The 25,328-nt window shown below is 61.4% G+C and carries 22 protein-coding genes; 11 read left to right on the plus strand and 11 right to left on the minus strand.

Translation table 11 applies throughout. From position 1 onward, the window contains the following. The first annotated feature begins 446 nt into the window (after nucleotides 1–446). The 9 genes from J2Y41_RS04395 to J2Y41_RS04435 all read left to right on the plus strand — a co-directional run bounded on the left by J2Y41_RS04395 (nucleotide 447) and on the right by J2Y41_RS04435 (nucleotide 8,998). Nucleotides 447–875 (plus strand): helix-turn-helix domain-containing protein, encoded by a 429-nt coding sequence (locus tag J2Y41_RS04395; RefSeq protein WP_224167393.1) that lies wholly within the window; start codon nucleotides 447–449, stop codon nucleotides 873–875. A gap of 456 nt (nucleotides 876–1,331) precedes the next feature. Next, nucleotides 1,332–1,829: a tautomerase family protein gene (locus J2Y41_RS04400; RefSeq protein WP_309926473.1), complete on the plus strand. Its 498-nt coding sequence runs from the start codon at nucleotides 1,332–1,334 to the stop codon at nucleotides 1,827–1,829. A gap of 177 nt (nucleotides 1,830–2,006) precedes the next feature. Beyond that, nucleotides 2,007–2,870 carry an alpha/beta hydrolase gene (locus J2Y41_RS04405; RefSeq protein WP_309926475.1) on the plus strand — a complete coding sequence of 288 codons (864 nt, stop codon included), beginning with the start codon at nucleotides 2,007–2,009 and terminating at the stop codon, nucleotides 2,868–2,870. Nucleotides 2,871–3,202: 332 nt separating this feature from the next. Then, the gene (locus tag J2Y41_RS04410) at nucleotides 3,203–3,994 is read left to right on the plus strand and encodes an SDR family oxidoreductase (RefSeq protein ID WP_309926477.1); all 792 of its coding nucleotides are present in this window, start codon (nucleotides 3,203–3,205) and stop codon (nucleotides 3,992–3,994) included. An 86-nt stretch (nucleotides 3,995–4,080) separates the two neighbouring features. Continuing rightward, complete coding sequence (locus J2Y41_RS04415; protein ID WP_309926480.1) at nucleotides 4,081–5,478, plus strand: aromatic acid/H+ symport family MFS transporter; 1,398 nt, start codon at nucleotides 4,081–4,083, stop codon at nucleotides 5,476–5,478. 25 nt (nucleotides 5,479–5,503) lie between these two features. After that, a complete protein-coding gene (locus J2Y41_RS04420) occupies nucleotides 5,504–6,268 on the plus strand; it encodes an SDR family NAD(P)-dependent oxidoreductase (RefSeq protein ID WP_224090030.1) in 765 nt (254 codons plus the stop codon). Between the two features lie 128 nt (nucleotides 6,269–6,396). Beyond that, the gene (locus J2Y41_RS04425) at nucleotides 6,397–7,344 is read left to right on the plus strand and encodes an alpha/beta hydrolase (RefSeq protein ID WP_309926483.1); all 948 of its coding nucleotides are present in this window, start codon (nucleotides 6,397–6,399) and stop codon (nucleotides 7,342–7,344) included. 248 nt (nucleotides 7,345–7,592) lie between these two features. Next, complete coding sequence (locus J2Y41_RS04430; RefSeq protein ID WP_309926485.1) at nucleotides 7,593–8,213, plus strand: RNA polymerase sigma factor; 621 nt, start codon at nucleotides 7,593–7,595, stop codon at nucleotides 8,211–8,213. Next, complete coding sequence (locus J2Y41_RS04435; RefSeq protein WP_309926487.1) at nucleotides 8,210–8,998, plus strand: peptidase M56 family protein; 789 nt, start codon at nucleotides 8,210–8,212, stop codon at nucleotides 8,996–8,998. The genes J2Y41_RS04430 and J2Y41_RS04435 overlap by 4 nt, the downstream gene beginning before the upstream one ends. A gap of 250 nt (nucleotides 8,999–9,248) precedes the next feature. Here the strand turns inward: J2Y41_RS04435 and J2Y41_RS04440 are convergent, their stop codons facing one another. The 11 genes from J2Y41_RS04440 to J2Y41_RS04490 form a co-directional block, all read right to left on the minus strand. Continuing rightward, the gene (locus tag J2Y41_RS04440) at nucleotides 9,249–10,526 is read right to left on the minus strand and encodes a glycosyltransferase (protein WP_309926489.1); all 1,278 of its coding nucleotides are present in this window, start codon (nucleotides 10,524–10,526) and stop codon (nucleotides 9,249–9,251) included. Beyond that, nucleotides 10,526–11,137 (minus strand): TetR/AcrR family transcriptional regulator, encoded by a 612-nt coding sequence (locus J2Y41_RS04445; protein ID WP_309926491.1) that lies wholly within the window; start codon nucleotides 11,135–11,137, stop codon nucleotides 10,526–10,528. The genes J2Y41_RS04440 and J2Y41_RS04445 overlap by 1 nt, the downstream gene beginning before the upstream one ends. Before the next feature lie 143 nt (nucleotides 11,138–11,280). After that, nucleotides 11,281–11,460 carry a hypothetical protein gene (locus J2Y41_RS04450; RefSeq protein ID WP_309926494.1) on the minus strand — a complete coding sequence of 60 codons (180 nt, stop codon included), beginning with the start codon at nucleotides 11,458–11,460 and terminating at the stop codon, nucleotides 11,281–11,283. Nucleotides 11,461–11,606: 146 nt separating this feature from the next. Beyond that, nucleotides 11,607–13,115 (minus strand): sulfatase, encoded by a 1,509-nt coding sequence (locus tag J2Y41_RS04455; RefSeq protein ID WP_309926497.1) that lies wholly within the window; start codon nucleotides 13,113–13,115, stop codon nucleotides 11,607–11,609. A gap of 48 nt (nucleotides 13,116–13,163) precedes the next feature. Beyond that, complete coding sequence (locus tag J2Y41_RS04460; RefSeq protein WP_309926499.1) at nucleotides 13,164–15,632, minus strand: glycoside hydrolase family 3 C-terminal domain-containing protein; 2,469 nt, start codon at nucleotides 15,630–15,632, stop codon at nucleotides 13,164–13,166. Nucleotides 15,633–15,668: 36 nt separating this feature from the next. Continuing rightward, nucleotides 15,669–17,369 (minus strand): sulfatase-like hydrolase/transferase, encoded by a 1,701-nt coding sequence (locus J2Y41_RS04465; RefSeq protein WP_309926503.1) that lies wholly within the window; start codon nucleotides 17,367–17,369, stop codon nucleotides 15,669–15,671. Then, the gene (locus tag J2Y41_RS04470; protein WP_309926505.1) at nucleotides 17,366–17,569 is read right to left on the minus strand and encodes a hypothetical protein; all 204 of its coding nucleotides are present in this window, start codon (nucleotides 17,567–17,569) and stop codon (nucleotides 17,366–17,368) included. Before J2Y41_RS04470 ends, J2Y41_RS04465 begins: the two co-directional genes overlap by 4 nt. A 54-nt stretch (nucleotides 17,570–17,623) precedes the next feature. After that, complete coding sequence (locus tag J2Y41_RS04475; protein ID WP_309926507.1) at nucleotides 17,624–18,460, minus strand: ATP-binding cassette domain-containing protein; 837 nt, start codon at nucleotides 18,458–18,460, stop codon at nucleotides 17,624–17,626. Then, nucleotides 18,457–20,295, minus strand: coding sequence for a dipeptide/oligopeptide/nickel ABC transporter permease/ATP-binding protein (locus J2Y41_RS04480; RefSeq protein WP_309926509.1), 1,839 nt, complete (start codon nucleotides 20,293–20,295; stop codon nucleotides 18,457–18,459). The genes J2Y41_RS04475 and J2Y41_RS04480 overlap by 4 nt, the downstream gene beginning before the upstream one ends. After that, nucleotides 20,292–21,233, minus strand: a complete 942-nt coding sequence (locus J2Y41_RS04485; protein ID WP_224089991.1) for an ABC transporter permease — start codon at nucleotides 21,231–21,233, stop codon at nucleotides 20,292–20,294. The genes J2Y41_RS04480 and J2Y41_RS04485 overlap by 4 nt, the downstream gene beginning before the upstream one ends. A 62-nt stretch (nucleotides 21,234–21,295) precedes the next feature. Next, entirely contained in the window at nucleotides 21,296–22,825 is a 1,530-nt protein-coding gene (locus J2Y41_RS04490) for an ABC transporter substrate-binding protein (RefSeq protein WP_309926512.1), read from the minus strand. 267 nt (nucleotides 22,826–23,092) lie between these two features. Between J2Y41_RS04490 and J2Y41_RS04495 the strand changes: the two genes are divergently transcribed. Further along, nucleotides 23,093–24,658, plus strand: a complete 1,566-nt coding sequence (locus tag J2Y41_RS04495; protein WP_309926513.1) for a sulfatase — start codon at nucleotides 23,093–23,095, stop codon at nucleotides 24,656–24,658. Between the two features lie 8 nt (nucleotides 24,659–24,666). Next, nucleotides 24,667–25,326: a PadR family transcriptional regulator gene (locus tag J2Y41_RS04500; RefSeq protein WP_309926515.1), complete on the plus strand. Its 660-nt coding sequence runs from the start codon at nucleotides 24,667–24,669 to the stop codon at nucleotides 25,324–25,326. The last annotated feature ends 2 nt before the right edge of the window (nucleotides 25,327–25,328 follow it).

A 25,328-nucleotide genomic window follows, 5' to 3' on the forward strand; every position in this document is an offset into this window, starting at 1 on the left:
GCGGCGGCCATCGTTCGCCGCCCATCATCAGTATGGCTGCCAGTTGGTTTCGCCAACGTGGAGTGCTTTCAAATACTTGGCAGGCCAGGGATACGCGCTGGACCAAAAGGCCGGAATCTCAATCGGGTGACCCGTCGAAATATGAAGCATGAGGGGCTCGTTCGTGATGAACGGAGTACGGATCATCGTCATGGCTGACAAGTCATGACGCCTACTCCCCCACCCCTGCGGCAGGGCCCCTCTATAGTGCGCCACGCTCCTACGCAATAACGGGACTGTCCCTCGGTACTTGGGTTCCTTCAAGCCAGGCACTCCTGTCTGGGACCCATCGTGCGGCTGGCTCTCACTCCGAACTGAATTTCGGGCCTTCGGGTAGGATAACTATCAACTCAGGAGTTACATCGGTAGATCAGTTATTGAGTCAACCCCAGAAAGGCGGTGTGACAATGCGCAGCCGAAGCAGCTTTGACGGCATGAAATGCAACGTCGCCCATGCTCTCGAAGCCATCGGTGACGAATGGAGCGTGCTGATCATCCGGGACGCCGTTGTCTGGGGCAAGAGCCGCTACGACGAATTCCTGGAGAGTCTCTCCATCTCGCCCACGGTTTTGTCCAAGAGGCTGGCCACTCTGGTGGACGCGGGCATTTTCGAGCGCTCTCTGTACAACGAAAGGCCTCCCCGGTTCGAGTACAAGCTGACGTCCGCTGGCAAGGAACTCGAGGTGCTGATAAAGGTTTTGGATAACTGGGGATACGAACACGCCCGCACGCCCGATGCCGCTGACCCCATTATGGTCTCAGGCTATGCCCAGAACGTCATATCCCGCTGGTTCAGCGAGCCCGTAACCGTCGGGTCAGGCGCCTCCAGCCGTTAGCCGGCGCATCGGCGAAGTTCACGGCGGTCTGGTCTGCACCATGCCGGAGCCGGGGCGTCGGCACCAACTCAGGCAGCCGTCGGCGCCAGCCGTTTGCTGGCCGGCGCCAGCAGAACGGTCCAACACGCGACCAACTCAACGACCCGCGCCACAAAACGGTGCGAGAGCGGGCCGGGCCCGCACGCGTCGCACCTCCATTGCCAAGGATGTCCACGAACAGCCCCAACCGGGCCTTTTCAACGAGGCAACCTATGCCCCGCCGAGGACCTTTTCCGTGAGTCAACGTGAGGGGTTGACAGGCGCACTGTGACGGAATAACGTAGCTGCCATCACCACTTACTACTGAAAACGTAGCAACCCTCCGAGTAACTATCGAAAATGGAGTAAGTGAGATCCGGAGGCCATCGCGTTTGCTACATTCCCCTTCGCGACTCGGCCGCGATTGGCCTTCAGGCCATGTTCCCGGCGATTGTTGATTCGATTCGCTGGAAGTTCCACTTCGAACGCTGTTCAAGCCCAGCAACTACAAAGGAAAGTTTTATGCCCATATTTCACGCGTATATTCCAGCTCAAAAATTCTCAAGCGAGGAGAAGCGTGCTCTTGCCGATGCCTTGAATCTTGCGCTTCATGAAGCGATGGAAACGCCCATGGATGATCGTTTTGTCGTCATCAGCGAGCATGGCGTGGATGAGCTCTTCATCCACCCAACATTCCCGGCCCAAAAAAGGTCCGACCGGCGCCTGATCGTGACCGTAACCTTCGGTGACAGCAGGACTATCGAGCAGAAGCGCAGGCTCGCCGAGTTGGTCACCCGCTACGCAGTGGAACGCGTGGGCGTCGACCAGGACGATGTAACTCTGCTTATGCATGCCATTCCGCTGGAGAACATGAGCTTCGGCGGCGGCAATCTGGTTTCCGACATCGACCTTTCGATGCCCTGGGTGGAAAGGTAAGAAAGTTCGCGGATGGGATGCTGAATCCAATCGTTGACAGCCACGCTGCCACGGAATAATGTTGCACGCGTCACCATCGACTACTGAAAACGTAGTGACTTCCGAAGTAACTACCGAGAATGTAGTCATTGCGGCTGTCGGGCATTGCCCCTGCATTCCCAATCTGAAAGGAAAGGCATGTCCTCTCTGTACCTTGCTACCCCTGTGCGCTCTGTCGACGTTGACGGCACTGGGCTGGCATACCGCGAATTCGGAGACCAATCCGGCGTTCCGCTGGTTTTGTTCAGCCGGTTCCGCGGAAGCATCGACGACTGGGATCCCACTGTCATCGAACTGCTCTCCCAGGATCGCCGCGTGGTCACCTTCGACAACGCCGGCGTGGGCTTCAGCGACGGTGAGGTTGGGGCCAACATTACCGAGATGGCCAAGACTGCCATCGAGTTCATCAAGTCCCTTGGTGTTGAGAAGGCGGACCTGCTTGGCTTCTCGATGGGCGGGTACATCGCCCAGCGCATCGCCCTGACCGAGCCGGAGCTGGTCCGGAACATCATCCTCGTAGGTACGGGTCCTGGTGGCGGCGAAGGAGCCACCTACCCCGGGCCGGAGGTTGAACACTGGGTGAATGCAGTACGAGACCCGGAACTCACCTTCCAGGCATTGTGGTTCAACGGTAAAGGGACCGGCAGAGCCGCAACCCGCGCCTACATGGACCGCATTTACACTCCCGAGCGTCCCGAGCGCGCCAATGTAACTGCGGAGGCCGGCGCAAAACAGCGCGCCGCCATCGTTGACTGGTGGGAAGGCAACGGCTCCACCTTGCCGGAGCTGGCGAACATCCAGCACCCGGTCCTGGTCGTCAATGGTTCCAATGACGTCATGGTGCCCACCCCGAACTCCTTCCTAATGGCCCAGCGCATTCCCAACGCCCAGTTGATCATCTACCCCGACTCCGGACACGCCTCACTCTTCCAGTACCCGGAAACCTTCAGCGAACATGTCCTGAAGTTTCTCAGGGACCAGGACAACGGCGGCATGAAGTGATCCATTCCCCCTTCGAACGTCGGGGAAGAGTTTTGGTCACCGGACACGACGCCGGGTAAGGGACTGGCCATTGCCAAGGGCTTTGATGCCTGGGCCGGCCCAGCAGAAAGGTCCCCGTCGGACGCATTGGCGAATGCAACGAGGTCATCGGGGCCGCCCTGGCACGTCATCCGAAACCCCTTTCTATCATTTCTCCTCTAATTAGACAGGACTGGAATTCAATGGAGACTTCCACAACACCTACGACATCCAGTGGCAATGGATACTCAGCCATCGCGAGCGGCCATCACGCCGCTCTATTCCCTCAACGACAACAGGAACTCTCCGAGCCCATGCCCTCAATGCACCAGGTGGCCACTGCGCCCGGAAGCCCCTTTGAACTCCGCGGCAAGCGCGCCGTGATCACGGGGGCAACTTCCGGCATGGGACTTGCTGTCGCTCGAGCCTTTGCACTGCACGGGGCAGACACCATCATCTCAAGCTTCGACGCGGACGATGTTAGTAGCACAGTCGAGATGCTGGCCAGCGACGGTATCGAGGTTTCGGGCACAACATGCGACCTCTCGAGTTCGGATAACGTGCGCTCGTTCCCAGCGGCCGTCACCGACGAATTCGGGCCCATCGACATCCTGATTGCGCATGCCACGCCATTTGCGCCAATGGGCCCGATCGAACAGACTACCCGCGAGGAACTCGACCGCCTCTTCAGCGGGGTTCTCAACAACTTCGAGCTGATGCGTGGCTTCCTGCCGATGATGTCGAACAACGGTGGCGGGTCCATAGTCGCAACTTCAAGCATTGCCTCAGTTCGCGCCAGCATTTCGCTCGGCGCGTACGGCGCAGGCAAGGCAGCCACGGACGCCTTCGTTCGAAGCATCGCGGCGGAATGGGGCAGCCGCGGCATCCGAATCAACAGCATTGCTCCCTCGATCGTGCGCACACCATTCGCCGCTCCCGTCTGGGACGACGACCAACGCGGCGACGCAGCCGCGCGCAAGACGGCCCTCGGGCGCATCGCAGAACCGGAAGAGGTGGTGGGTGCTGTCCTGCTGTTCGCCTCGCCGGCCGGCTCCTACATCACCGGTCAAACACTCGTGATCGACGGCGGTCGTTCGATTCTCTAAGAGATCCGCAGTGCATGTCACCTACGAACTAGACGTTCCCTCACACTCATCTACCGGGTCAATGCTGATCCCAAGAAAGGCCGATCGTGGCTACTTCTGACAAAACCTCGCCGATCGTGGCGACCACTGATACGACCTCCGCGAAAACGAACATCCAGGGTTTCCTCGACTCGCAACCCGTAGGAAGAAGACGCTGGTCCATCGTGGTCCTTGCGTTCCTGGTGATCACCCTCGACGGCATCGATGTCCAGGCGTGGAGTTTCGTCTTTCCGCAGATCGTGGCCAAATGGGGGACGCCCCTTGCCGCGATTACCGCAGTGGTTACTCTCGGTGTAGTGGGTATGGCCGTTGGCGCCATACTCGGTGGCCCCCTCGCCGACCGCTTCGGACGACGGACAATCATCTTGGTGGGGACCGCGTGGTTCACAGTCTTCACGCTTCTCGGTGCCGCCTCGCAAACTGTTGAGATGGTTGGCGCCACCCGCTTGTTGGCGTGTCTTGGCCTCGGCGCCGTCCTGCCTACAATCGTCACTCTCGTAGCCGAGTTTATGCCGGCGGCGCGACGTTCCACTCTCATTACCATCGCCTTCTCCGGATTCACTTTCGGTGTGATCTTGTGCGGCTACTTGGCAGCAGCAATCGTTCCGACCCTCGGATGGCAGGCGCTCCTGGTCACTGCAGGCATACTCTCGCTCGCGATCATCCCCTTGCTCGCGTGGAAAATCCCGGAGTCGGTTACCTTCCTGGCGCTCAAGGAACGCTCCCCCGAGATGGTCAAGCACACTCTCCAGGCAATTTCGCCATCGGCTGACGTTGAGAAAATCAACCTCGGCATCGATCGCGCCGAGCCTGTACGGGAGGGCGGCGTCCGAGTCGTGCTGTCCAAGCAGTTCCTGGCCTCAAGCATCCTGCTATGGGTCTGCTACTTTATTGGGCTTTCGGTCACGTACCTCCTCGTCAACTACTTGCCCCTCATCATCAATGCCTACGGGCTGACCGCTGCAGATGCCGGCGTGATCGTCGCAATGTACGGCTGGGGCGGCACGGTGGGCTCGCTGCTCGTCGGTTTCGCCATGGGCAAGCTCGGCAGTTTCCGGGTGCTCGGTGTCATGTTTAGCCTCGGTTCCCTCTCAATCTGGGCTGTCGCGGCGTTCACACTCGGATTCTCCGGCCTCTTTGTGGCCGCCTTCGCCTGGGGACTGTTTCTCCCCGCAACGAACACGGGCGTCAACGCGCTTGCCGCGCTTGTCTACCCAACAAGGGCCCGTGGTACGGGAGTCTCGTGGATGCACGGATTCGGTCGCGTCGGCACCATTGTCAGCGGCATTGTCGGCGGCGTCATGCTCTCCCTCGGCTGGAGCACCGGGCAGATCTTCTTTGCAATCGGCTTCCCGCTCCTCATAGGAACGATCGCAATGATCCTGCTCGGGGTCGCGTCACGTCGCCGGGAGGCGCGCGCGCTGGCCGACAACACCCTCAACTAAATCCCGCCGACAAGGAAGCTACACCATGAACGAGACAACCGATCGCTTCCGCCTTGACGGCGACGTCGTCGTCGTCACAGGCGGCGGGAGCGGCATTGGAAAAACCTTGGCCGCGGCATACGCCGATGTGGGCGCGACCGTCATCATCACCGATGCCAACGAGGAGGCCGCCGAATTGGCCGCCGCGGAAGTTGGTCATGGCGCAACTGCGGTCGCTATCGATGTCACTAACGAGGCATCCGTAACCGACGGTTTCGCGCGGATCGCCGACGAGCACGGCAAACTCGACGTGCTCTTCAACAACGCCGGCGTCAACCGGCGTGTGAAGACCACTGAGCTCAGCATGGCGGACTGGCAGTTGGTGATCGCGGTGAACATGACTGGATCGATGCTTGCCGCCCGGGCCGCGGCCGCAATTATGTTCACTGGCGGAGGTGGCAGGATCGTCAATACTGCCTCGGCACTGGGGCTGTCCGGGGGGTGGTACCCGAACCTGGCTTACCAGGCCACCAAGGGTGCTGTCGTCAACATGACGCGATCGCTGGCAGTTGAATGGGGGCCGCAGAACATCCGCGTCAATGCTGTTGCACCGTCCCTGGTACGCACACCGTTCATCAAAGCAATAACGGATCAACCGGATCAGGTGAAGTTCTTCGAGGGGCTCTCTCCGCTCGGGCGCATCGGTGACGTGGAGGACCTGATCGGGCCGGTGATTTTCCTGTCATCGCGTTCCTCCGATTTTGTAACCGGACACATCCTGCTCGTCGACGGCGGCCTAATGGCCTCCTAGTGCTGATGGTCTTGCGCGAGGAGACCTATTCCCTGACCATCGGCGGTCGAACGATACATGTAGAGCACCGGCACGATGGGTTCCCCCCCGATTTAGTAACTGCACTGACAATGACAAAGGAGTCAGCCATGTCCAATGATCAGCACCAAACGCCGCGATCGCAAACCCAGGGCAAATTCACGATCGAACGGGTCGGCTTCCGTGCCGACGGCGACGTTGAGCTTCGGGGCAATCTCTACATCCCCACGACAGGTGATGGCCCACACCCGGCACTGACGCTTTCCATGGGATACGGAGGAGTCAAGGAACAGGGCGCACTCCCCTATGCCGAAGCCTTCGCCAGCGCCGGCTTCGTCGTGCTCTTCCACGACCACCGCGGCTTCGGAGAAAGCGGTGGAACACCGCGCCAGGACATCAACCCCTGGCAGCAAATCGAAGACTGGCGCAGGGCCATCACCTACCTTGAGTCCCGCCCGGAAGTGGATCCGGATCGGATCGGCCTATGGGGCTCGAGCTACTCGGGAGGCCACGCACTCGTCCTGGGCGCTACCGAACCCCGGTTGAAGGCGATCGTCTCGCAAGTGCCCACCATCAGCGGCTATCAGCAAGGACTCCGGCGGGTCAGCCCGGAAAAACTGGCAGCATTGCAGGCCTCGTTCGCGGCCGATGACCGTGCACAACTCGCCGGTGAGGAACCGCACCGTATCGCCCTGGTCTCTGACGGGTCCGTCCCTGCCAGCTACACCGATCCGGAAGCCGTATCGTTCTACCTGCAACCCATCCCCGACGGGCTCTGGGAGAACAACGTCACCATACGCTCAACACGGGCGGCGCGGGCCTACGAACCCGGGATCTTCATCGGACGCATCTCACCGACGCCTCTGCTGATGATCGTCGGGGACAGCGACACGGTGACACCAACGGATCTGGCACTGGAGGCCTACCAGCGCGCCCTCGAACCCAAAGAGCTGCTGCTCTTCCCCGGGGGACACTTTGACGCCTACCTCGGCGAATTCGAAGCGACCTCCGGTGCAGCCCTGCAATGGTTCACCAAGCACCTCATGCCGGACAAGTAACCTAGGGAGAAACATCTGACAATGACTGAGGGATCACGACCCCTGGTGCCGTTTGGTATGGACTAAGGACCTGAGAGGCCGGATATCAGCATGCGGAGCCCCGTAAAATTCCTCGCAATCATTCTCATCACCATCCTCGCTTGGATGTCGAGTGGCTGTGACATCCACGGGCTCCCTCTGGCACACAAGTCAATGAAGCTTTTTTCGGTTATATGTAACCTTTTGGACCTCAGCGGACATTGGTAAGTATGGGGAATGTTGAAGCGGACGAAGAAGCGCTATGGGCGCGGAGCCTGGAAGGCGACGGCCAAGCCTTCGGGGCTTTGTATGACAAGCACAGCGATCGCGTCCTGCAACATGCATACCGGTTGATTGGCGACCATCACGACGCGGAGGATGTTATGGCCGCAGCCTTTCTAGAGCTCTGGAGGCTAAAGTCCAAAGTCAGAATCGTCGAGGGAACAATCGCGCCCTGGCTTCTTGTCACGACCACGAACCTGGCTCGCAACAGCACCCGCGCGACGCGCCGATACCGACGGCTGCTGGAATCCTTGCCGAGGACGCCGTCAACGGCTCTCGCGCCGGATCCTCACACTGTGCTGGATCCCTTGGCTACGTTAGACCCGAAGCTGGAAGGAGCCTTGCGAGTGCTGAGCTTAGGGGATCTCAGACTTGTATCTCTGGTCGTCTTTGAGGGGTACACCATAGCTGCGGCCGCGAACTTGCTGGACCTTAAGCCTGGCGCGGCCAAGACGAGACTCCATCGTGCGCGTGAACGGATGAAGGCAGTGCTTATGGATTCCACAGCACTTCAAACCAAGGCAGAACAGACCAACGGACCGGTTCTCCTGGAAGGAAAACGATCGTGAGCCCTGTGAAGGTAGATGACCGCTTTAGCGATGCTCTACGTGCGGAGCTGGTTCGACTGGCCGATGGCACCTCCCCGGCGCGACGCAGAAAGGGACGTGTCTGGGTGGGGACCGCTGCACTTGCAGGGATCGGAGCGCTCAGCGGAATCAGCGCCAGTGCCGCTGGACTGTTTGAGGTCCCTGGAACCGAGAAAGTAACGACACTCGCCCCTGAGATAAGCGAGACATACACAGGGACCGCGACGCTGGATCTCGGAACCCCGCCTCAAGGAACTACCGCCATAGAAATCGAACTTAGCTGCCTCACGGCCGGGCGTTTTGAGTTCCAGGACGGTGCCAGCAGCATGTGTTCGGATGCTGATGCGTCGTCCACGCCGGGCAATTGGTCACGATACACACTGAAGATCGCGCCTGGGCAGCATGAAGTGACCATCAAGACCGAACCCGACAGTCGGTGGAAGGTAACGGCTAGGTATGTCAACCAGATCCGAACGGAGCTGGGCGTCAATGACAGGGGGGACACTTTCGGTGTGGAGAGCCAAGAGAACGGAACCCCGGATTTGATCGCGGTGCTGGCCACCAACGGCAGTCACGGGTATGTGTACTCCAGAGACCTCTACAACGGAAAGATGCCCGGCAGCCCGGAAGAGGCAGCAAAGAATGAGCCGATGCCGCCAAGAGAAATTCCTGTCTACCTCAGTGACGGAATGACCATAGTTGGAACTTTTGATGCCCCGTGGTTTGGCGGTGGGATCCCGTCCTATCCGACTCCAGCACCGCAATAGACCTCTTTCGGGCAGTGCGCGAAACTGACCCAACGTTGCGTCCCTCCCGGCAAACAATGCGACTGATGCAGCAGGCGGTCCTGCTGGTCAGGGCCACTCGATGAATCCAAATACCCTAGGGCTCGCTCGGCAATAGACAGGGAACCCCCGAGTTGGCAGTTTCACGGCAGAGGCCACAGCAGCGGTCAGCGCCGCAGAAGCCTGCCATGGCCACCGCTGGCGGTTCAGACGTTCACCACTGCCGCCGGCCTTAGGCGTGGGGAATCCGGAGCAGCTCTTCGAGTGCATCGGCTCCAGCCGCCGCACCCCCGGCGGCGGCATAGCCAGCAGCGACCCGCCGGGCTCCTTCCTTCTTTGTGAGGGCTTCGTGAACTGCGGCGCGAAGCTTCTCCGCAGTGAGCTTCTTCCTGCTGAGCCGCACACCCGCGTCGGCGGCCACCACCCGGGCCGCAACCTCATGCTGATCGCGGCCGAACGGAACCACCACCACCGGAACACCCTTGGACAGTGCCTTTTGGGTGGCTCCCATACCGCCATGGGTGATGGCAACCGCAGCGCGCTCCAACACCTCCGAATGGGGCACGAACCGTTCCAGCCGGGCATTGGCAGGAAGGGGTCCAAAATCCACCGGTCCGGCGGACCGCTGGTCTCCTGCCAATCCGTTCCCCTCCGCAGGCAGCGTGGCAACGACAGTGAAGGGCTCGTTGGCCATGCCCTGCAATGCTGCGCGGACCAAATCCTCGTCGGCCTGGTACTCGGACGAGGTGGTCACCAGGATGACCGGGTCCACGGCGTTCTCAAGCCAAGCTGGCGGAGAGAAGGGCGGGTCCCATGACAGCGCCCCGATCATCCGGACGCGCTGTCCCCAGTCCGGGTGCGGGTATTCAAACGGCTCGGCACTGGTAACGAGGAGGAGCGGCGCGGTCAGGAAGAAGTCATCCACGTTCCGCGACGGCGGCAGTTTACCGCCGGAGATTTCAGCCCGGGCCCTGTTGATCCCGGGCATCATCAGCTTTTCGACGGCGCCAGTCACCAGGGGTCGGATGAGCGCGTCCCGGAGCCTTCCCACTGGACCTGGCATCGGATCCAGCCCGGGTCCGAACGGCGGGGTTCCGCGGGACGTCAGTGGCGGTGTGTAGGGGCAGAAGCTGGCCCACGGGAGCCCGAGATCCTCAGCCACGATACGTGCGCCCCACGCATTGATGTCCACGAGCATCAGATCCGGACTGGTATCGCCGATGGCGCGGCGAAGGTCAGGGGCGTCGAAGCGGGCACGCGCCGTGAAGGTCTCAGTGCTCGCGGTCAGCCCATCCTTGATCGATTTCGCCAGATAGTCCCGGTGCCTGATCTCAAGGAGGCGCGGGTCGACGGATTCGGCCTGGAAGCCGGCGCCGCGAAGGGCCGTTAGCTGTTGGGGAATAGTCCGCACGTGGACCTCATGTCCCCGGGCCTTCAGTTCCAGTAACAGTGGGACCATGGGAAAAAGATGGCCAATGGCGGGCGAGGTGTAGGCGAGAACGGTGGACATTATGGCCTCCGGGTGAAGGGCTCAAGCATTTCGATTAAGGAAAGGGCCACCTGGTCACGGGTCAGGCCAGCGTCCAGCCGGAGCAGCTTCCAGGTGTAGACGTCACAAAGAGCGACGAACTGGGCAAGACGGCGGCCCCGTTCCGCCCCGTCCGGGAGAAAATCATCCTCAAGGAACGGGGCGAAAACCCGCTCGCACCACAGGCGGTGCAGTCGTCTGCCCGTTTCAGTCATGTCCGCCACGGCCGCTGAGGTTCCCTCCTCGGACAGCATCTTCAAGGCGAGAGCGCCCGTGGTCTCATAGTGTTCGAGCAGGTTCTCGATGGCGCCGGGGACGTTGCCGGCAGGCGCAGCATCGCGCTGGGCCATCACCTGCGCAGCGGTGTGTTCGACCGCTGCATCGATGAGCCCACTGCGGTCGCCGAAGCGACGGATGACGGTCTGCACGGTGACTCCGGCACGATCAGCCACCGCGATCAAGGTGATCTCCGAGAGCGGTCTTTCCATGAAGAGCTCCCGTGTCGCCTCAAGGATCCGGCGCCCCGTGTCAGCGGCGTTTGACGCCCGTTTCCGGTTGTCGTAGCGCCGGGCTGTACCCCCGCCAACATTCATGTTAATTATGTTAACTCCAATATTGACGACAGGTCCAGAGGTGCCGAGCGCACGAATATCTCCGGGCCTGGTGTACTGACGCCAGCCTCTTTGAGTCTGCCGTAAACCCGGGCGCTTCCTTGCAACGGGTCGTTCCGGGGCTCTCAGGGCCTGGTGTTCCCGTCGTCCAGGTCCCGTTCCCGTGGGCGGACCAGCGCAAGGAATCTGCGGGCCCGCTCCCGCCGGCCGTATGCGAGGATGACGGCGGCCCAGCGCAGGGCACTCAGCACAGTGACGGCGGGCGTGTCTGCGGGAGCGGCAGCGGGCCGCTTGCTCATGGTCATGGGTGTTCCTAACGTTGACGCGTGATCCGGGCCATTACGACAACCAGAGGTGCGGTGCGACAACCAGAGGTGCCGCGCGACAAGCGGAGCTGCAACGGGTACGGGGCTGCCCGGCTTGTGCTGGACAGTCCGCCACCTATCGCGTCCTAGCTGGATGCCCGAAGAGCCTGGACATATGTTTCGACTCGTTCCAGGGTGTCTGCATCGTGCGGTCCCCATTCCGGGTGAGGTGTGCCCGGACCCGCGTAGGGTTCGTCCCGGTAATGATGCTGGTACCCGGCTAGTTTCTGTTCGAGCTCGGCTCTGACGGAGCGGTAGCTGGGGTCATCGGCTACATTACGGACTTCGGTGGGGTCGCTTCTGAGGTCGTACAGTTCCCATTCAGCCTCAAAGACACGATCAGAGGCCCCGGGGACGTCCAGCCCGGCGTTGTAGTAGTGGATCAGCTTGTAATCGGAGGTCCGGATGCCGTAGTGGCCTGGTGCTGAGTGAATAGGATCGTCGTGCTCCCAGTACCGGTAATACGCCGCGTCTGGCCAATCGTCGATCTCCTCACCCCGCAGGAGAGGCCGGAAGCTCCTGCCCTGCGATGTGGGAAGTGCCTCGTCTGCCTTGATTCCGGCGATGTCCAAAAAGGTGGCGGCGAAATCGACGTTTGTGATGATTGCCTCGCAACGGCTGCCGGCAGAGATTTCGGCGGGCCATTTCATCAGCATCGGCATCTGCAGGGACTGGTCAAACATCAGCCGCTTGTCGAACCAGCCGTGGTCACCGAGGAAGAAGCCCTGATCGGATGTGTAGACGACGAGGGTGTTCTCGGACAGTCCGCGCTCATCGAGGTAATCGAGAAGCCGACCGACGTTGTCGTCGATGGATTGGATGCACTGCAGGTAGTCGCGCATGTAGATCTGGTACTTCCACCGCATGCGCGCTTCCCTGTTCTCAGGTCCGCGGAGTTCCTCCGGGACCTCAGACTTGAGGTCCTCGGCACCCATGTCGTCGGCAATGGTCATGTGGACGTTCCGTACAGCTTGGCTGCGGGTGGCGTAGTCATCAAAGAATGTTTCGGGCTCCGGGATCTTCCCGTCAGCGTAGAGGTGCTTGTGTTTCTCGTCGGGGATCCAGGGGCGGTGCGGTGCTTTGTGGTGGACGAGCATGCAGAAAGGCTCCTCCCCCGTGAGTCCATCCAGCCAATTGATGGAGAGGTCGGTGACGATGTTCGTCGCATAGCCGGGAACGGTCGCGCTGCCCGTCTCGTCGATCATCTCCGGATTGAGGTAGTCACCCTGTCCAGGAAAGATCTTCCAGGCATCGAATCCGCGCGGCAAGGACTTCCCGTGCTCACCCAAGTGCCATTTCCCGAAAAGGGCAGTCTTGTAGCCCTGTTCGTGGAGTACGTCCACGAATGTGGGTACCCGGTAGTCCATCTCGGTCCAGATGGAGGATACGCCGTTGATATGGCTGTAGGTCCCTGTGAGGATAGACGCCCGGGAGGGACTGCAGATCGAGTTGGTGCAGAAGACGGCATCCATGCGCATGCCTCCTTGGGCGATGCGGTCAAGGTGCGGCGTTTGGTTCACCCGGCTGCCGTATGCCGAAATGGCGTGGGCGGCGTGGTCATCGGACATGATGAAGATGATGTTCGTCCTCGACATCGTTCTTCCTTTCGTACGTTTGGTGCTGATCCTGGGGGCTGTCGCTTATCAGTGCTCTGGCTGGGTGAGCCGAACAACCCTGGTGATTGGAAGCTCTGAGACGGAGGTGCCGATCCTGAGGGTGTATTCGCCAGGTTCGTAAGTCCATCCGTTGTCCCAGTACGCCAGCAGACGGGTGGGGACCTCCAGAGTCGCGGTTACAGTTTCGCCGGGTTGGGCCCAGACGGGTGTGGAGGCAATGAGCCAGCGGACCGGGCGCTCGACGGCGGAGTCCTTCTTTTCGGCGTAAATCTGGACCACCTGCTTGCCGCTCCGTTCGCCTTTGTTGGTGAGGGTGACGCTGACCGGGATGGCCTCGCCCGGGGTGAGGGGGCCGTCGGGTCCGTCGACGGTGTCCAGGGTCCAAGTGGTGTAGCCGAGGCCGTAGCCGAATTCGTAGGCTGGAGTAGCCCCGGTCTTGAGCCATGCGCGGTAGCCGATGTGGATGCCTTCGTCGTACCGGAGCTTCCCGTCGGCGTCGGGTGTGGTGTTAAGGACCGGGACGCTGCCTTGGGTGGCAGGCCAGGTGGTGGGCAAGCGCCCGCCTGGTTCGACGGTGCCGGTGAGGATGTCGGTGAGGGCGTTGCCGAATTCCTGGCCGCCGAAGTAGCCGATCAGGATCGCGGCGACCTCGTGCCGCCACGGCATAATGACCGGGGACCCGGCGTTGACGATGACAATCGTGCGGGGGTTCGCGGCGGCGACGGCGTGGACCAGCCGGTCCTGCAGGCCGGGCAGGTCCAAGGTGGTGCGGTCGTAACCTTCGGATTCCACCCGGGCATTGGTCCCGACGACGACGACGGCGACGTCGGCTTTCCGGGCGGCCTTGGCTGCTTCAGTGATCAGCATTTCAGGGTCCGCGTCGGCGGGCTCGGTGCCTAGGGTGACGCTGAGGGCATTGTCTAGAGGCCCGGAGCGTTCCGCGGTGTCCAGGTCGACGCGGACGTCCAGGGGAACACCGGCTTCCACTGCGATTTCGGTGGTTGAGGAGGGTGGGGCGAGGAAGGATTCGGCAATGTCCTTGCCCTCCACCTCAATGTCCCCTTCGTGGACAAGAACGTCGTTGACGTAGAGCCGCGTCTTACCCACGGTCGCGGCGCCCAGTCGGACGGTGCCGGTTTCATCCGGGGTATAGATCGTGTGCAGCCGCACCGCGGAGGACTCCTTCACCGGGGCGTCGCCGCCGAACCAGACCAGGGCCGTGGAGCGGCGGTCCTCGGTGAACAGCTCAGCCCCGGAACTGTCGAGGAAGCTCACCCGCAGCCCCGGCTCGCCGGTGGCCGGGTTGGTCAGCTGGTCCAGAGGCAGTTCGGCGACCCCTTCCTGCACGATGGCACCGATGCTGTAAGTGACGTTATCGGCTCCAAAGGCGGCCCGGATGCCGTCCAGCGGTGAGACGACCTTCTCGGGCAGGACCGTGGCCGAGCCGCCGCCCTGGGTCCTGGCGTGCCTGGCGTTGTGCCCGATCACCGCCACCGTGCCCGTCGCGGCACGGTCCAGCGGCAGCACGCCGTCGTTCTTCACCATCACCGTGCCGGCGGCCGAGGCTTCCCGGGTGAAGGCGACAAGGTCTTCCTGGTCCACGGGTTCTGCCTGAACGGGTTCGAACCCTTCCAGCGCGCCGACCCTCGCGGCGAGCTGCAGGATCCGCAGCACCTTCCGGTCAATGCTTGCTTCCGGGATCTCCCCTGCCTGGACTGCGGCCACGAGCGCCCCACCCCACGGCCCATCCGGTCCCGGCATGACCAGGTCCTGGGAAGCCTTCGCGGCATCAACGCTGCGGACCGCGGTCCAGTCACTGATCACCACCCCGTCGAAGCCCCATTCGCTGTTCAGCGGGGTCTCCAGCAGGTTGTTTTCGGTGGCGGTTGTGCCGTTGATGGAGTTGTACGCGCTCATCACCAGCCACGCACGGGATTCAACAATGGCTTTCTCGAACGCCAGCAGGTACAGCTCGCGCAGCGGCCGCTCGTCCACCTGCACGTCAACGGTGAACCGGTCGGTTTCGGAATCGTTGGCTACGTAGTGCTTCGGTGTGGCGCCCACGCCGTTGCGCTGTACCCCGTTCACATACGCCGCGGCAAGCTCACCCGTCAGGACGGGGTCCTCACTGAAAGCCTCGAAGTGCCGGCCGCCCAGCGGGGAACGGTGCAGATTGATCGTCGGGCCAAGAACGACGTCGACGCCCTTGCGCCGCGCCTCCACCGCCGAGGCGGCACCTAGACGGTCAGCCATGGCAGGGTCCCAGGTGGAGCTGATGGCCGTCGCGGACGGGAAATTCACCGACGGCTGCCGCTCATCCCACGCCTCACCCCGCACACCCGTCGGACCATCCGAAACCAGGATCCGGCGCAGGCCGATTTTCTCCATCGGCCATGTCGTCCAAAAATCCCGGCCCGTCAGGAGCTGGATCTTTTCCTCCAAGCTCAGTTCGTTGAGCAGTGCTTCCATGCGTTGGTCTACGGTGAGGGTTTCCATGATTCCTTCTTTCGCTGCACGTTGTTGTTTGCCGCCTCAAAGGGGCAGTTCTTTGCTTTCTTGGAGGTGGCCCTCGTAGGAATGCGGGGCACGTCCGGGCAGTGGGGCTTCCAGCCGTGCTTCTTGGCTTGGCGTGAAGCCGAGACGCCAGGCTTTGAAGCGCAATGAAGTGGCCCCACTGACGCGTACGGGGCCTGTGTAGAGGTTCCAGATACGTCCGTCTTCCCCGGGACTGCCAGTTACCCGGTCCATGAGTTTCCTCGGCTCTTGCGGTTGCCACGGGAGGGCTGTCCATCCAATTGACGCGCCTGGTGTCTCGCAGTCAGCTGTGGCCCCTTCGGCGGTCAGCGAGACGGTTGGAGTAGCGGTCACCGGCGCCTGGCCGTTAGGGCGCCATGTCTCCATCAACTGTCGTTCCGGCAGCATGCCCATGTCTTGGATGCGGTCCTGCCATGTTTGAAGGACGCGACGCAACGTCGCCAGAGCTTCGGCACTTTCAGGGTCTTGCACGAGGTTGCACGTTTCGTGGGGGTCCTGCTCAAGGTCGTAGAGTTCCTCTTCGGGCTTTGAAGCTGCGACGAGGCGCCGTTGAAGCTCGCTCAGAAGGCTGGGCAGTTCACCGCATGCCAGTTGCCTGGCTTCCTCCCCCCTTAACCGCCTGAGCTCTGCCCAAGTGGCTGTGTGGTCGGGGTAGTCGATGTGCGGCATGGGCGAGCGGTCCGGATGGAAGTTCCTGACATAGCGGTACCGCTCGTCGCGGACGGTCCGGGTCGTGTCCTCCGACTCGTCCATGCGGTCCCGGCCGCCATAGATGTAGGCGTTGGGGCGGCTGATGAAAGTGCCGTCCCGTTCCATGAGCGGTTTTCCGTGCATGTGGGCAGGAATGCCCAGCCCGCTGACGGCAAGCATTGTAGGAGCAAGATCCATGGTGTGGACAAGGTCAGTCCTGACTGTCCCGGGGTCAATGACACCTGGCCAGCGCAGGAGAAGGGGTACACGCAGGCCGGCTTCCGTCGCCCAACGCTTGGCGCGGGGCATTCCCCTGCCGTGGTCGCTCCAGAAAACCACGATGGTGTTGTCGGCAAGCCCGTCTTCCTCCAGTTGGTTGAGGATATCGCCGACCCAGTGGTCCATTTCGGTAATGAGGTCCGCGTACCGTGCCCACGCTTTGCGGAAGATTTCGGTATCCGGGTAGTAGGGCGGCAGCGGCGCGGCTGCCATGTCGTGCCGATCCTGCGGCGCTACATGCGTGGTGGCGCGTTGGAAGGACTCCTCATCGAGATATATCTGTGACTCATGGGTGGTCATTCCATGAAAAGCTGCGAAAAACGGCGCGTCCTTGTCCGGTCTGTTGCGCCAATGAGCCGTTGGGCTGCAGTCGTCGAAAACGACCGGCGGTACGTCCACCTGGAAGTCGGTGAAGTAGTTGTTGGTGCAGTAGTAGCCCGCTTCGCGAAAATATTGCGGCAACAGCCTCACTTCGGCCGGGGGGACGGCCTTCGTTCGCATGTGCATCGTGCCAATTGCATTGGGAAAACAGCCGGTCATGATTGCCGATCGGGCAGGCGAGCAAACCGGTGCAGAGGCGAACGCCCGGTCGAAACGGGCGCCCTCTGCGGCCAAGCGGTCAAGATTAGGCGTCAGCGCATATTCGGCACCTGGCCAGATGCCCCGGTAGCTGCCGAGATCAGGGTTGATGTCATGCGTGGAAATCCAAACTATGTTGGGCTTGTTCATGCGGTGGGCGCCCCAGTGAAATCAGTTGCCTGCCCGATTCCTGAACGAAATTGGCTGGTCATCGGATCGCCGGTGCCGGTCATCCAGCGGGACAGGCTGTTCCCTTTTCGGGTGCGGACCGGTGCCATGTCAGGGTTTCCCGCGAGGTTAGTGGTGCTGCCGTCCATGTCGTCGGCCGTGATCAGGAAGATGCTTGTCACGCTGTTGCCTTTGTTAGCTTCTGGGCTCATGGCGTTGGTTGTCTGCACCGCTTCCTATGCGTTCTGGGCGGCGAGCAGCTGTCGGCGTTCTTCGCGGCGACGTGCCTGGGCCTTGGGGTTTGCCACCGGAGCGGCGAAGAACAAGCGCTGGGTATAGGGGTGCCGGGGTCGGCTCGTGACCTGGTCTCCGTCGCCGAATTCGACGATTTCCCCCCGGTACATCACTGCAACGCGGTGACTGATGTGCCGCACGACCTCAAGATCATGGGAGACAAAGAGGTAGGCGACCTGGGTTTGCTCCTGAATGTCTTTGAATAGTTCCAGGACCCGGGCCTGGGTTGAAAGGTCAAGGGCTGATACCGGCTCGTCGCAGACGATCAGGGCTGGTTTGAGTGCAAGGGCGCGTGCAATGGCGATGCGTTGCCGCTGACCGCCGGAGAACTCCCTGGGAAGACGGCTTCCCGCGTCGGCCGGGAGGCGGACCATATCGAAGAGGTCCTTGATTCGCTTGGAAGATTCGGCCTTGGGGACCTTACGTACGTCGAGGGGTTCGGACAGGATCTGCTCGACTGTCAGCGACGGGTTCAAGGAAGTGTAGGGGTCCTGGAAGACCACCTGGATGTCGCTGGCCAGCCGCCGGCGGTCGGCACGGTCGGCATGCGCGATGTCTTCTCCGCGGAACAGCACTTTTCCTTCGGTGACGGGCGCCAGGCCGAGAACAGCTCTGCCCAGCGTGGTTTTGCCTGACCCGGATTCACCTACCAGGCCTACGCACTCGCCTTTTTGAACATCAACGGAGACACTGTGCAGGGCCCGGAATGGTTTGCCACGGAAACCATGGCCGGGGTACTCGACGGTGACATTCTGGATATCAAGCAACAACTCGCTCATCGAACTGCTCCCTTCGGGGACGGGCTGGCGCTGCCGCCAGCACCAACGAGCGGGCCACGCGGTTCAGCCTCGCTAAGGATGGCGCCGAGCAGCTCCTGGGTGTAGGGGTGACGCGGGGAGTCAAAAATCGGCTCAGTCGGGCCGGTTTCCACGATCCGGCCGAGCCGCATGACGGAAACCCGGTCGCAAAGGTCCGCGACGACACCAAAGTTATGCGTGACGAGGACCACTGCCATCTGGAACTCGGACTGGAGGTCCCGGAGGAGGTCCAGGACCTCGGCCTGGACCGTGACGTCGAGGGCGGTAGTGGGTTCGTCGGCGATCAGAAGGTCCGGGTTACAGGAGATGGCGCCGGCGATGAGGACGCGTTGGGCCATACCGCCGGAGACCTGATGAGGGTAGGAGTTATACGTTCGCTCGGGGTTGGGGATGCCTACTCGTGCCAGGAGGCTCAGCGCACGTTCTTTGGCCTCTTTGGCCGATATGCCAAGCTGAATGCGCATGGGCTCAACGAGTTGGCTTCCGATGGTGAAGGACGGGTCCAGGTTGGACATGGGTTCCTGTGGAATGTAGGCGATCTTCCGCCCGCGCATTTTTTCGATGTCCCGTGACGACAGCTTCGCCAGGTCTTTGCCCTGGAAGTGGATGGAGCCGCCGACGATCTTGCCGCCTTCGGGGAGTAGTCGGAGGATGGACCAGGCAGTCTGGGTCTTGCCCGAACCTGATTCGCCGACGAGCCCATGGACCTCACCCCTGCGGACAGTGAGGGAGACGTCGTGGACGACCCTCTTGGTGCCACCGTCTGGGCCTGGGTAGCCAACAGAGAGGTTGGCGACTTCGAGGACAACGTCTGCTTCGGAAGCTTCAGGCTCCGGGTGCCGGATGATGTCGTCCACGGTCTTCGGGTCGGTCGTGGTAACTGCGGCCTTCTTCTTGCGCACCTGCTTACGGGGTGCGTTGGCGCGTTCAAGCTCGTCCCTGAGGCTGTTGGCGAGCAGCGTCAGGGCGATCAGGGTCAGACCGATGGCCAGGGCCGGCCAAAGGATCAGCATCGGAGCGGTGTAGAGGTTGGTGAAGCCATCGCTGAGCATGGAACCCCATGTAGGGACGTTGATGTCCCCCAGGCCGAGGAATTCGAGCCCGGACTGGACGGCCAGGGCGATGCCGCCCACGATGGCGGACTGGATCACAATGGGGGCCCGGACGACGGACAGGATATGGATGGTGATGATGCGGGCATCACTGAGTCCCGATACACGGGCGGCGTCGACATAGAGTTCGTTGCGTACCGCGGTGACGGAAGCGTAGACCAGCCGGAAGAACGCCGGGGACAACATGATGCCGAAAATGAGCATGGACACCCACAGGGACGGCCCAACGACCGCGCGGGCGGCCAGGAGTACGATGATCGCGGGCAGCGCCATCAGCAGAGAGATAACCCATGTCCAGACGGTGTCGATCCACTTGCCAAAGTAGCCAGCCAGAAGGCCGCCGGTCACGCCGATCACCATCGCGGTCAGCAAGGCGACCAAGGCTCCGGCAAGGCTGAACTGCGCGCCGAAAATCAACCGGGACAGGACATCGCGGCCTGAACCGTCGGCCCCCAGCGGGTTGTCCCCGCCTGGAGGGGCGAGCACATTCTGGATAACGGCGTTGTTGGGGTCATGCGGGGCAAGGAACTGGGCGAACATTGCCGTGAGCACAGCGATGGTGAGGAACACCATCGAAGCGAGGGCGAGGGGATTGCGGAGCACTCGGCGGAACAGGGAGACCCTTGTGCCGTCGCGGGGTGCGACGACGATCTCGGGATCGGTGGTGTGTGCCGGAGTTGTCATGACAGACGCACTTTCGGGTTGAGCCAGCCCTGGGCCAGGTCGACCAGGAGGTTGAAAACGATAACGATGACACCGGTGGCGACAAGCAAACCCATGACGAGGGGAATGTCGCCCTGGGTTGTGGCCTGCACGGCTACTTGTCCCAGTCCGGGGATCGCGAATACTTGCTCCACGATGACTGCTCCACCGAGGAGTCCAACGAAGATGACGGCGAGGACTGCAAGGGCAGGGCCTGCAGCATTACGCAGAACGTGCTTGAGGATGACGGTGCGCTCGGGGATTCCGCGGCTGCGCAAGGTGCGGACGTAGTCGTTGCGGAGGGCATCGATGACGGCTCCCCGGATCTGCTGGGTGACGTTGGCGATACCACCCAGCGCCAGGGCGATTACGGGCAGGGTCACGGTCTTGAGCCATCCCGTCGGTGATTCTGTGAAGGGGACGTACCCAGTGGGGTCGAACCAGCCAAGGGCAAGTGCAAAGAACAGAACCAGGCCGACGGCGAAAAGGAACCCGGGGATTGCGTGGCCGAGGACGGCGAGCAGCTGGGCAAGTTTGTCGACCCAGCCCCGTTTCGTTGCCGCGAGCACGCCAAGAACCACCGAGACGATGGCGACCACAACGACGGTGCCGATGACAAGGGACAAGGTGACGGACAGACGGGAGATGATCGCGGCGGAAACGGTCTGGCCGCTGAACCATGAATAGCCGAAGTCTCCAGTAAGTGCGTGGACTACCCAGTCGCCGTATTGCATCAGGACGGGACGGTCCAGGCCGAGTTCCCGGGCCTTTTGGGCGACCGTTTGGGCGTCCGCGGACTCGCCGAGAATCTTCCTGGCGATGTCCCCGCCACCCAGGTACAGGAGCGTGAATCCGACTGTGGTGATAGCAGCGAGCATGACGATGCCCGTGAGCAGCCTTTTCACGATGAATGAAATCATGATGATGATCTTTCAGTGGGTAGGGCTGCCGGGGGCCGTGGGAGCGGTCCCCGGCAGTGGTCCTATGCCTTGGGGGTGATGTTCCAGAGGTTGGGCCAGGCGTTGCCTTGGTTCAGTTCAACGTTCGTCTTGGCATTGGTGACGAAGAAGTTCGTTGGCGTGTACCAAGGGGCAAACCAGGCTTGGTCAACTACGTACTTATTGAGTTCCTTCAGGGCCGCGTCACGGTCCCCGCCCTCGGCGGTACGGACCTTGGAGATCAGTGCATCAACGGTGGGATCCTGGTACTTGAAGGTGTTCCAGGTTGCTGTAGGAGCCAGAAGGAAGCTGATGAGCTGCCATTCATTCGCATCGCGCTGGAGGGTGAAGTAGGACACCCCGTATTTCTTGGCCTGAAGGTCAGCAATGATGTTCTGTCCGACGTCGGTGTAGGAGACCTTGATACCTACATCGCCGAGCTGCTGCTGCAGCAGCGGCCACATCTGCTTCGGGAATCCCGGGGAAGTGGGGATCGTCAGGTCAAAGCCCTTGGGGTAGCCCGCCTTGGCGAGCAGTTCCTTGGCCTTGGCGGGATCGAACTTGTACGTGTCGTTCAGCTTGCCGTCGAAGGCCGGGGAGTCTTCACGGAAGACCTGCCCGGTCACCTTTCCGAAGCCGAGGCCGACAACTTTGAGGAAGGCGTCACGGTCGACGGCATAGTTGATGGCCTGCCGTACTTCGACTTTGCCCAGCGCTGGGTTGCTTTGTCCTGCGCGGTCAAACAGCATCAGGCCGGCGAAATTCAAGTCGCTGCCGTTATCGGTGAAACCGGCGGCCTTGACCTGGGGGATGATGCTGACGTCGTTAATGGCGGACGCGTCCAACTGCTTGCCCCGCAACGCGTTCAGCAGTGAGGTGGCGTCGTTGTAGACGTTGATCGTCAGGGTGTCGTACTTGACCGCATCCGGATTCCAGTACTTGGGGTTCTTGTCGAATTTATACGACGTCCCGACGACACTCGAGCCGGAGTTAAGGATGTACGGTCCGGAGCCGACCGGATTGGTCTGCACATCGGGCTTGTCGAAAGCGGCAGGACTTTCCTGCATGCCGGCCGCCTGGGCCAGGTAGATCAGGAACGCCGGGTTTGCCTGCTTGAGCTTGATTTCCAGGGTGTTTTTGTCTTTGGCGGTGGCATCTGCCAAGTCCACGACCTTGCTCTTCTGGGGGGAAGTTCCATCGCGGAAGCGAAGAAGGTTTTGTGCTGCTACGTCCGCGGTGAAAGCAGTGCCGTCGGTGAAGGTGACGCCATCACGCAGTTTCATCGTGAGGACGGTCTTGTCTTCGTTGTACTTCCACTCCGTGGCCAGGTTCGCTTCGACGTCCTTGCCGTTCGGTGAAGGCTTGAGGAGGCTGTCGTACACCGCCTGGAAATACACTGACTGGTTGCCCCAGTTGATGTTCCGCGCCTCAAACGTTGCCGGAGGGGTGATGTTGCCAAGAACAAGGCTGGGCGAAGATTTCGCCGCACCACCGGTCCCACCGCCGCCGCATCCAGCCAGCGCGAGACCGGCGGCGATCGCGGCTGCAACGGCGGCCTTCTTAAAACGCATCATTACGTCCTTTCAGCTGTGGAGGTACCCAGCCGTTTTCGCCGCAGTACCTGCCGCTCAGCATTGAGCAGTAATTCGAGAATGACACACTGTGAGCCACAGCACAAGACCTTTGCTAGTCAACTTGTGAAATAGTGCTGTCCCTTGTTTATGGTGAAATACCTGTTCAAGCTTTTCCACTAGTGCTATAAAGGATGACATCAGCGGGATGTCCCCACCCACACAGCGACCTCCCGGCTTTAGCGGCAACCAGCAGACAGGAATGGATCGATGAAGATCATCTACGTGGACGTGGACTCGCTCCGCCCCGACCACACCGGCGCCTACGGCTACGCCAGAAACATCACGCCCAACTTGGACGAGATGGCCAAAAGCAGCGTGATCTTCGACCGGTACTACTGCTCCGACTCGCCGTGCCTGCCCTCCAGGACAGCGTTAACCAGCGGTCAGCATGGGATCACAAACGGGGTCATCGGACACTTCGGCGATGACGCCCGGTTCCGCCTTGACGCCGGCCACGCCCCTCACCCTCACCGGCCACTTCTCGGCCAGGCGCTGAACATGGCCGGTTACACCTGCGCCGCAGTCTCATCGTTCGCCGAACGGCACCGGGCTTACTACTTCATGGGCAACTTCCGGGAAAATATTCAAGTCACCCCCGATATGGGCGACGAACCGGCAGACATGATCACCGATGCTGCCCTGGAGTGGATCGGCAAGCACCGCGACCTAGATAACTGGTACCTCCATGTCACCTACTGGGATCCGCACACCGACTACCTGCAGGACGAATCGTGGACACGGAAAGCCGCAGAGTCCGGCCCGGCCCCCGCTTGGCCAGACCAGAAAGCCATTGATGGGCACGCCGAGGTTTATGGCGCACGAAGTGCCCTTGACCTCCACTATTCCGGGGGACCCCGTAAGTCACGTGTACCCCACAACATGCCGGACGAGATCCGTACCCGGGCCGACTTCGAACACCTCATCAACGGCTATGACGGGGCAATCCACTTCTGGGATTCCGAGTTCGGCCGGCTTCGCCGGTCCATCGAGGAGATGGGACTGGCCGAGGACGTCGCGATTATCGTCTCCTCAGACCATGGCGAATCCTTCGGCGAACTCGGCCTCTACGCCGAACATGGTCTGGCGTCCGAACCCGTGCATCGCCTCCCCATGATCATTCACTGGCCAGGCGTCACTGACCAGCCCGCCGTAGCGGCGACCCACAATGACGCACTGCTCTACAACATTGATTACGCCCCGACCATCCTTGACCTGCTGGGGCTGCAACAGCCCGAAAAGTGGCAGGGCGCGTCCTACGCTCCAGCCGTACGCGGAGAAGCCATCCAATCGCGCCCCTATCTCGTCTGGGGGCACGGTGCGCACACATACCAGCGGGCCGTCCGAACCCGCGACCACCTGTACATCCGCACGTACCACCCAGGCTGCTTTCGCGCCGAACTCGAGTCACTGTTCAACGTCACCGAAGATCCCTACCTCACCAACAACCTGATCGACGCAGACCCGGCCCTCGCCACGCAGATGCGGTCCAACCTTATGGAGTGGCTCGGTTTCTATGCGGGAACCCCAGGAGCGCTTCCGGACCCCATGCAGGGAGCCCTTCAGGTGGGCCCTACCCTCTACAATCAGCCCAAAGACTATATGCGGCATCTGCGTAACACCGGGCGGAGCCACCTCGCGAAGCATCTCGAGGAACGTTTGAACCCGGGCAACTCGGCGACACACGTCTCCTGGCACGCGCAGGTGCCGATAAGCGAGGAAGATCGAGAAGCAATGCGGAAGCGGTTTGCTGCAACGGTCATGGCGGAGGAGTAAGACAATTGGTGACTGTACCTGTCGAAAAAGTACCGACACTAAAGCGGTCCCGTGCCGAAACCGGTGCGTCACTGGGCAGGCTCGAGGTGATCCTGCTGAGCCTGCTTAGCACCAGCGCGCGTACCGGATACGACGTGCGCAAATGGCTTGACCGCCACGGTCCGTACGTTGGCTACAGTGCCCAAACCTCCCAGATCTACCGCCAACTCGGCAAACTCGTGGATCGCGAATGGGCTATCCCGGTGCCGGATCCCCGCGAATCCGGACCGGACGCCAAGCTATACGAGATCACAGACGAAGGCCGCCGGAAGCTGCAGGAATGGATTGACTCACCCTATGAGCCGCCCATCCGGCCCCTGGACCCCGATTTCCAGGTACGGCTTAGATTCGCGGGAACTCAGAGCCCGGAAAAAGCTCTGGAGCTTGTCCGCACCGAGTTGCGTTTCCGCCGCGAGCACCGTCAAAATCACCTCTTTGCCAGCGCCCTCGCAGAAGAAGACTTCGCCCCGGAGGAGGACGACGACGAGCGGTACTGGCGCGAGGAACTTGTCAGACTGCAAAGTGAGAGGGGCCTCTACATGGTCAACAGTCTGATGGCGTGGCTTGAAGCAACGGAAGTCCGGCTGGAAGCCTTGATACGGCAACGGGACCTGAGGAGAGAAAAGTGATA

This window comes from Arthrobacter sp. 1088, from assembly GCF_031455315.1.
GTDB lineage: Bacteria > Actinomycetota > Actinomycetes > Actinomycetales > Micrococcaceae > Arthrobacter.

What these genes read in the sequence shown, in the direction of transcription:
- J2Y41_RS04425 (WP_309926483.1), top strand. Translation starts at nt 6,397, where the DNA reads ATGTCCAATGATCAGCACCAAACGCCGCGATCGCAAACCCAGGGCAAA.
- J2Y41_RS04490 (WP_309926512.1), bottom strand. Translation starts at nt 22,825, where the DNA reads ATGATGCGTTTTAAGAAGGCCGCCGTTGCAGCCGCGATCGCCGCCGGT.
- J2Y41_RS04495 (WP_309926513.1), top strand. Translation starts at nt 23,093, where the DNA reads ATGAAGATCATCTACGTGGACGTGGACTCGCTCCGCCCCGACCACACC.
- J2Y41_RS04405 (WP_309926475.1), top strand. Translation starts at nt 2,007, where the DNA reads ATGTCCTCTCTGTACCTTGCTACCCCTGTGCGCTCTGTCGACGTTGAC.
- J2Y41_RS04395 (WP_224167393.1), top strand. Translation starts at nt 447, where the DNA reads ATGCGCAGCCGAAGCAGCTTTGACGGCATGAAATGCAACGTCGCCCAT.
- J2Y41_RS04455 (WP_309926497.1), bottom strand. Translation starts at nt 13,115, where the DNA reads ATGTCGAGGACGAACATCATCTTCATCATGTCCGATGACCACGCCGCC.
- J2Y41_RS04460 (WP_309926499.1), bottom strand. Translation starts at nt 15,632, where the DNA reads ATGGAAACCCTCACCGTAGACCAACGCATGGAAGCACTGCTCAACGAA.
- J2Y41_RS04480 (WP_309926509.1), bottom strand. Translation starts at nt 20,295, where the DNA reads ATGACAACTCCGGCACACACCACCGATCCCGAGATCGTCGTCGCACCC.
- J2Y41_RS04410 (WP_309926477.1), top strand. Translation starts at nt 3,203, where the DNA reads ATGCCCTCAATGCACCAGGTGGCCACTGCGCCCGGAAGCCCCTTTGAA.
- J2Y41_RS04475 (WP_309926507.1), bottom strand. Translation starts at nt 18,460, where the DNA reads ATGAGCGAGTTGTTGCTTGATATCCAGAATGTCACCGTCGAGTACCCC.
- J2Y41_RS04465 (WP_309926503.1), bottom strand. Translation starts at nt 17,369, where the DNA reads ATGAACAAGCCCAACATAGTTTGGATTTCCACGCATGACATCAACCCT.
- J2Y41_RS04430 (WP_309926485.1), top strand. Translation starts at nt 7,593, where the DNA reads ATGGGGAATGTTGAAGCGGACGAAGAAGCGCTATGGGCGCGGAGCCTG.
- J2Y41_RS04450 (WP_309926494.1), bottom strand. Translation starts at nt 11,460, where the DNA reads ATGACCATGAGCAAGCGGCCCGCTGCCGCTCCCGCAGACACGCCCGCC.
- J2Y41_RS04445 (WP_309926491.1), bottom strand. Translation starts at nt 11,137, where the DNA reads ATGAATGTTGGCGGGGGTACAGCCCGGCGCTACGACAACCGGAAACGG.
- J2Y41_RS04440 (WP_309926489.1), bottom strand. Translation starts at nt 10,526, where the DNA reads ATGTCCACCGTTCTCGCCTACACCTCGCCCGCCATTGGCCATCTTTTT.
- J2Y41_RS04485 (WP_224089991.1), bottom strand. Translation starts at nt 21,233, where the DNA reads ATGATTTCATTCATCGTGAAAAGGCTGCTCACGGGCATCGTCATGCTC.
- J2Y41_RS04400 (WP_309926473.1), top strand. Translation starts at nt 1,332, where the DNA reads ATGTTCCCGGCGATTGTTGATTCGATTCGCTGGAAGTTCCACTTCGAA.
- J2Y41_RS04420 (WP_224090030.1), top strand. Translation starts at nt 5,504, where the DNA reads ATGAACGAGACAACCGATCGCTTCCGCCTTGACGGCGACGTCGTCGTC.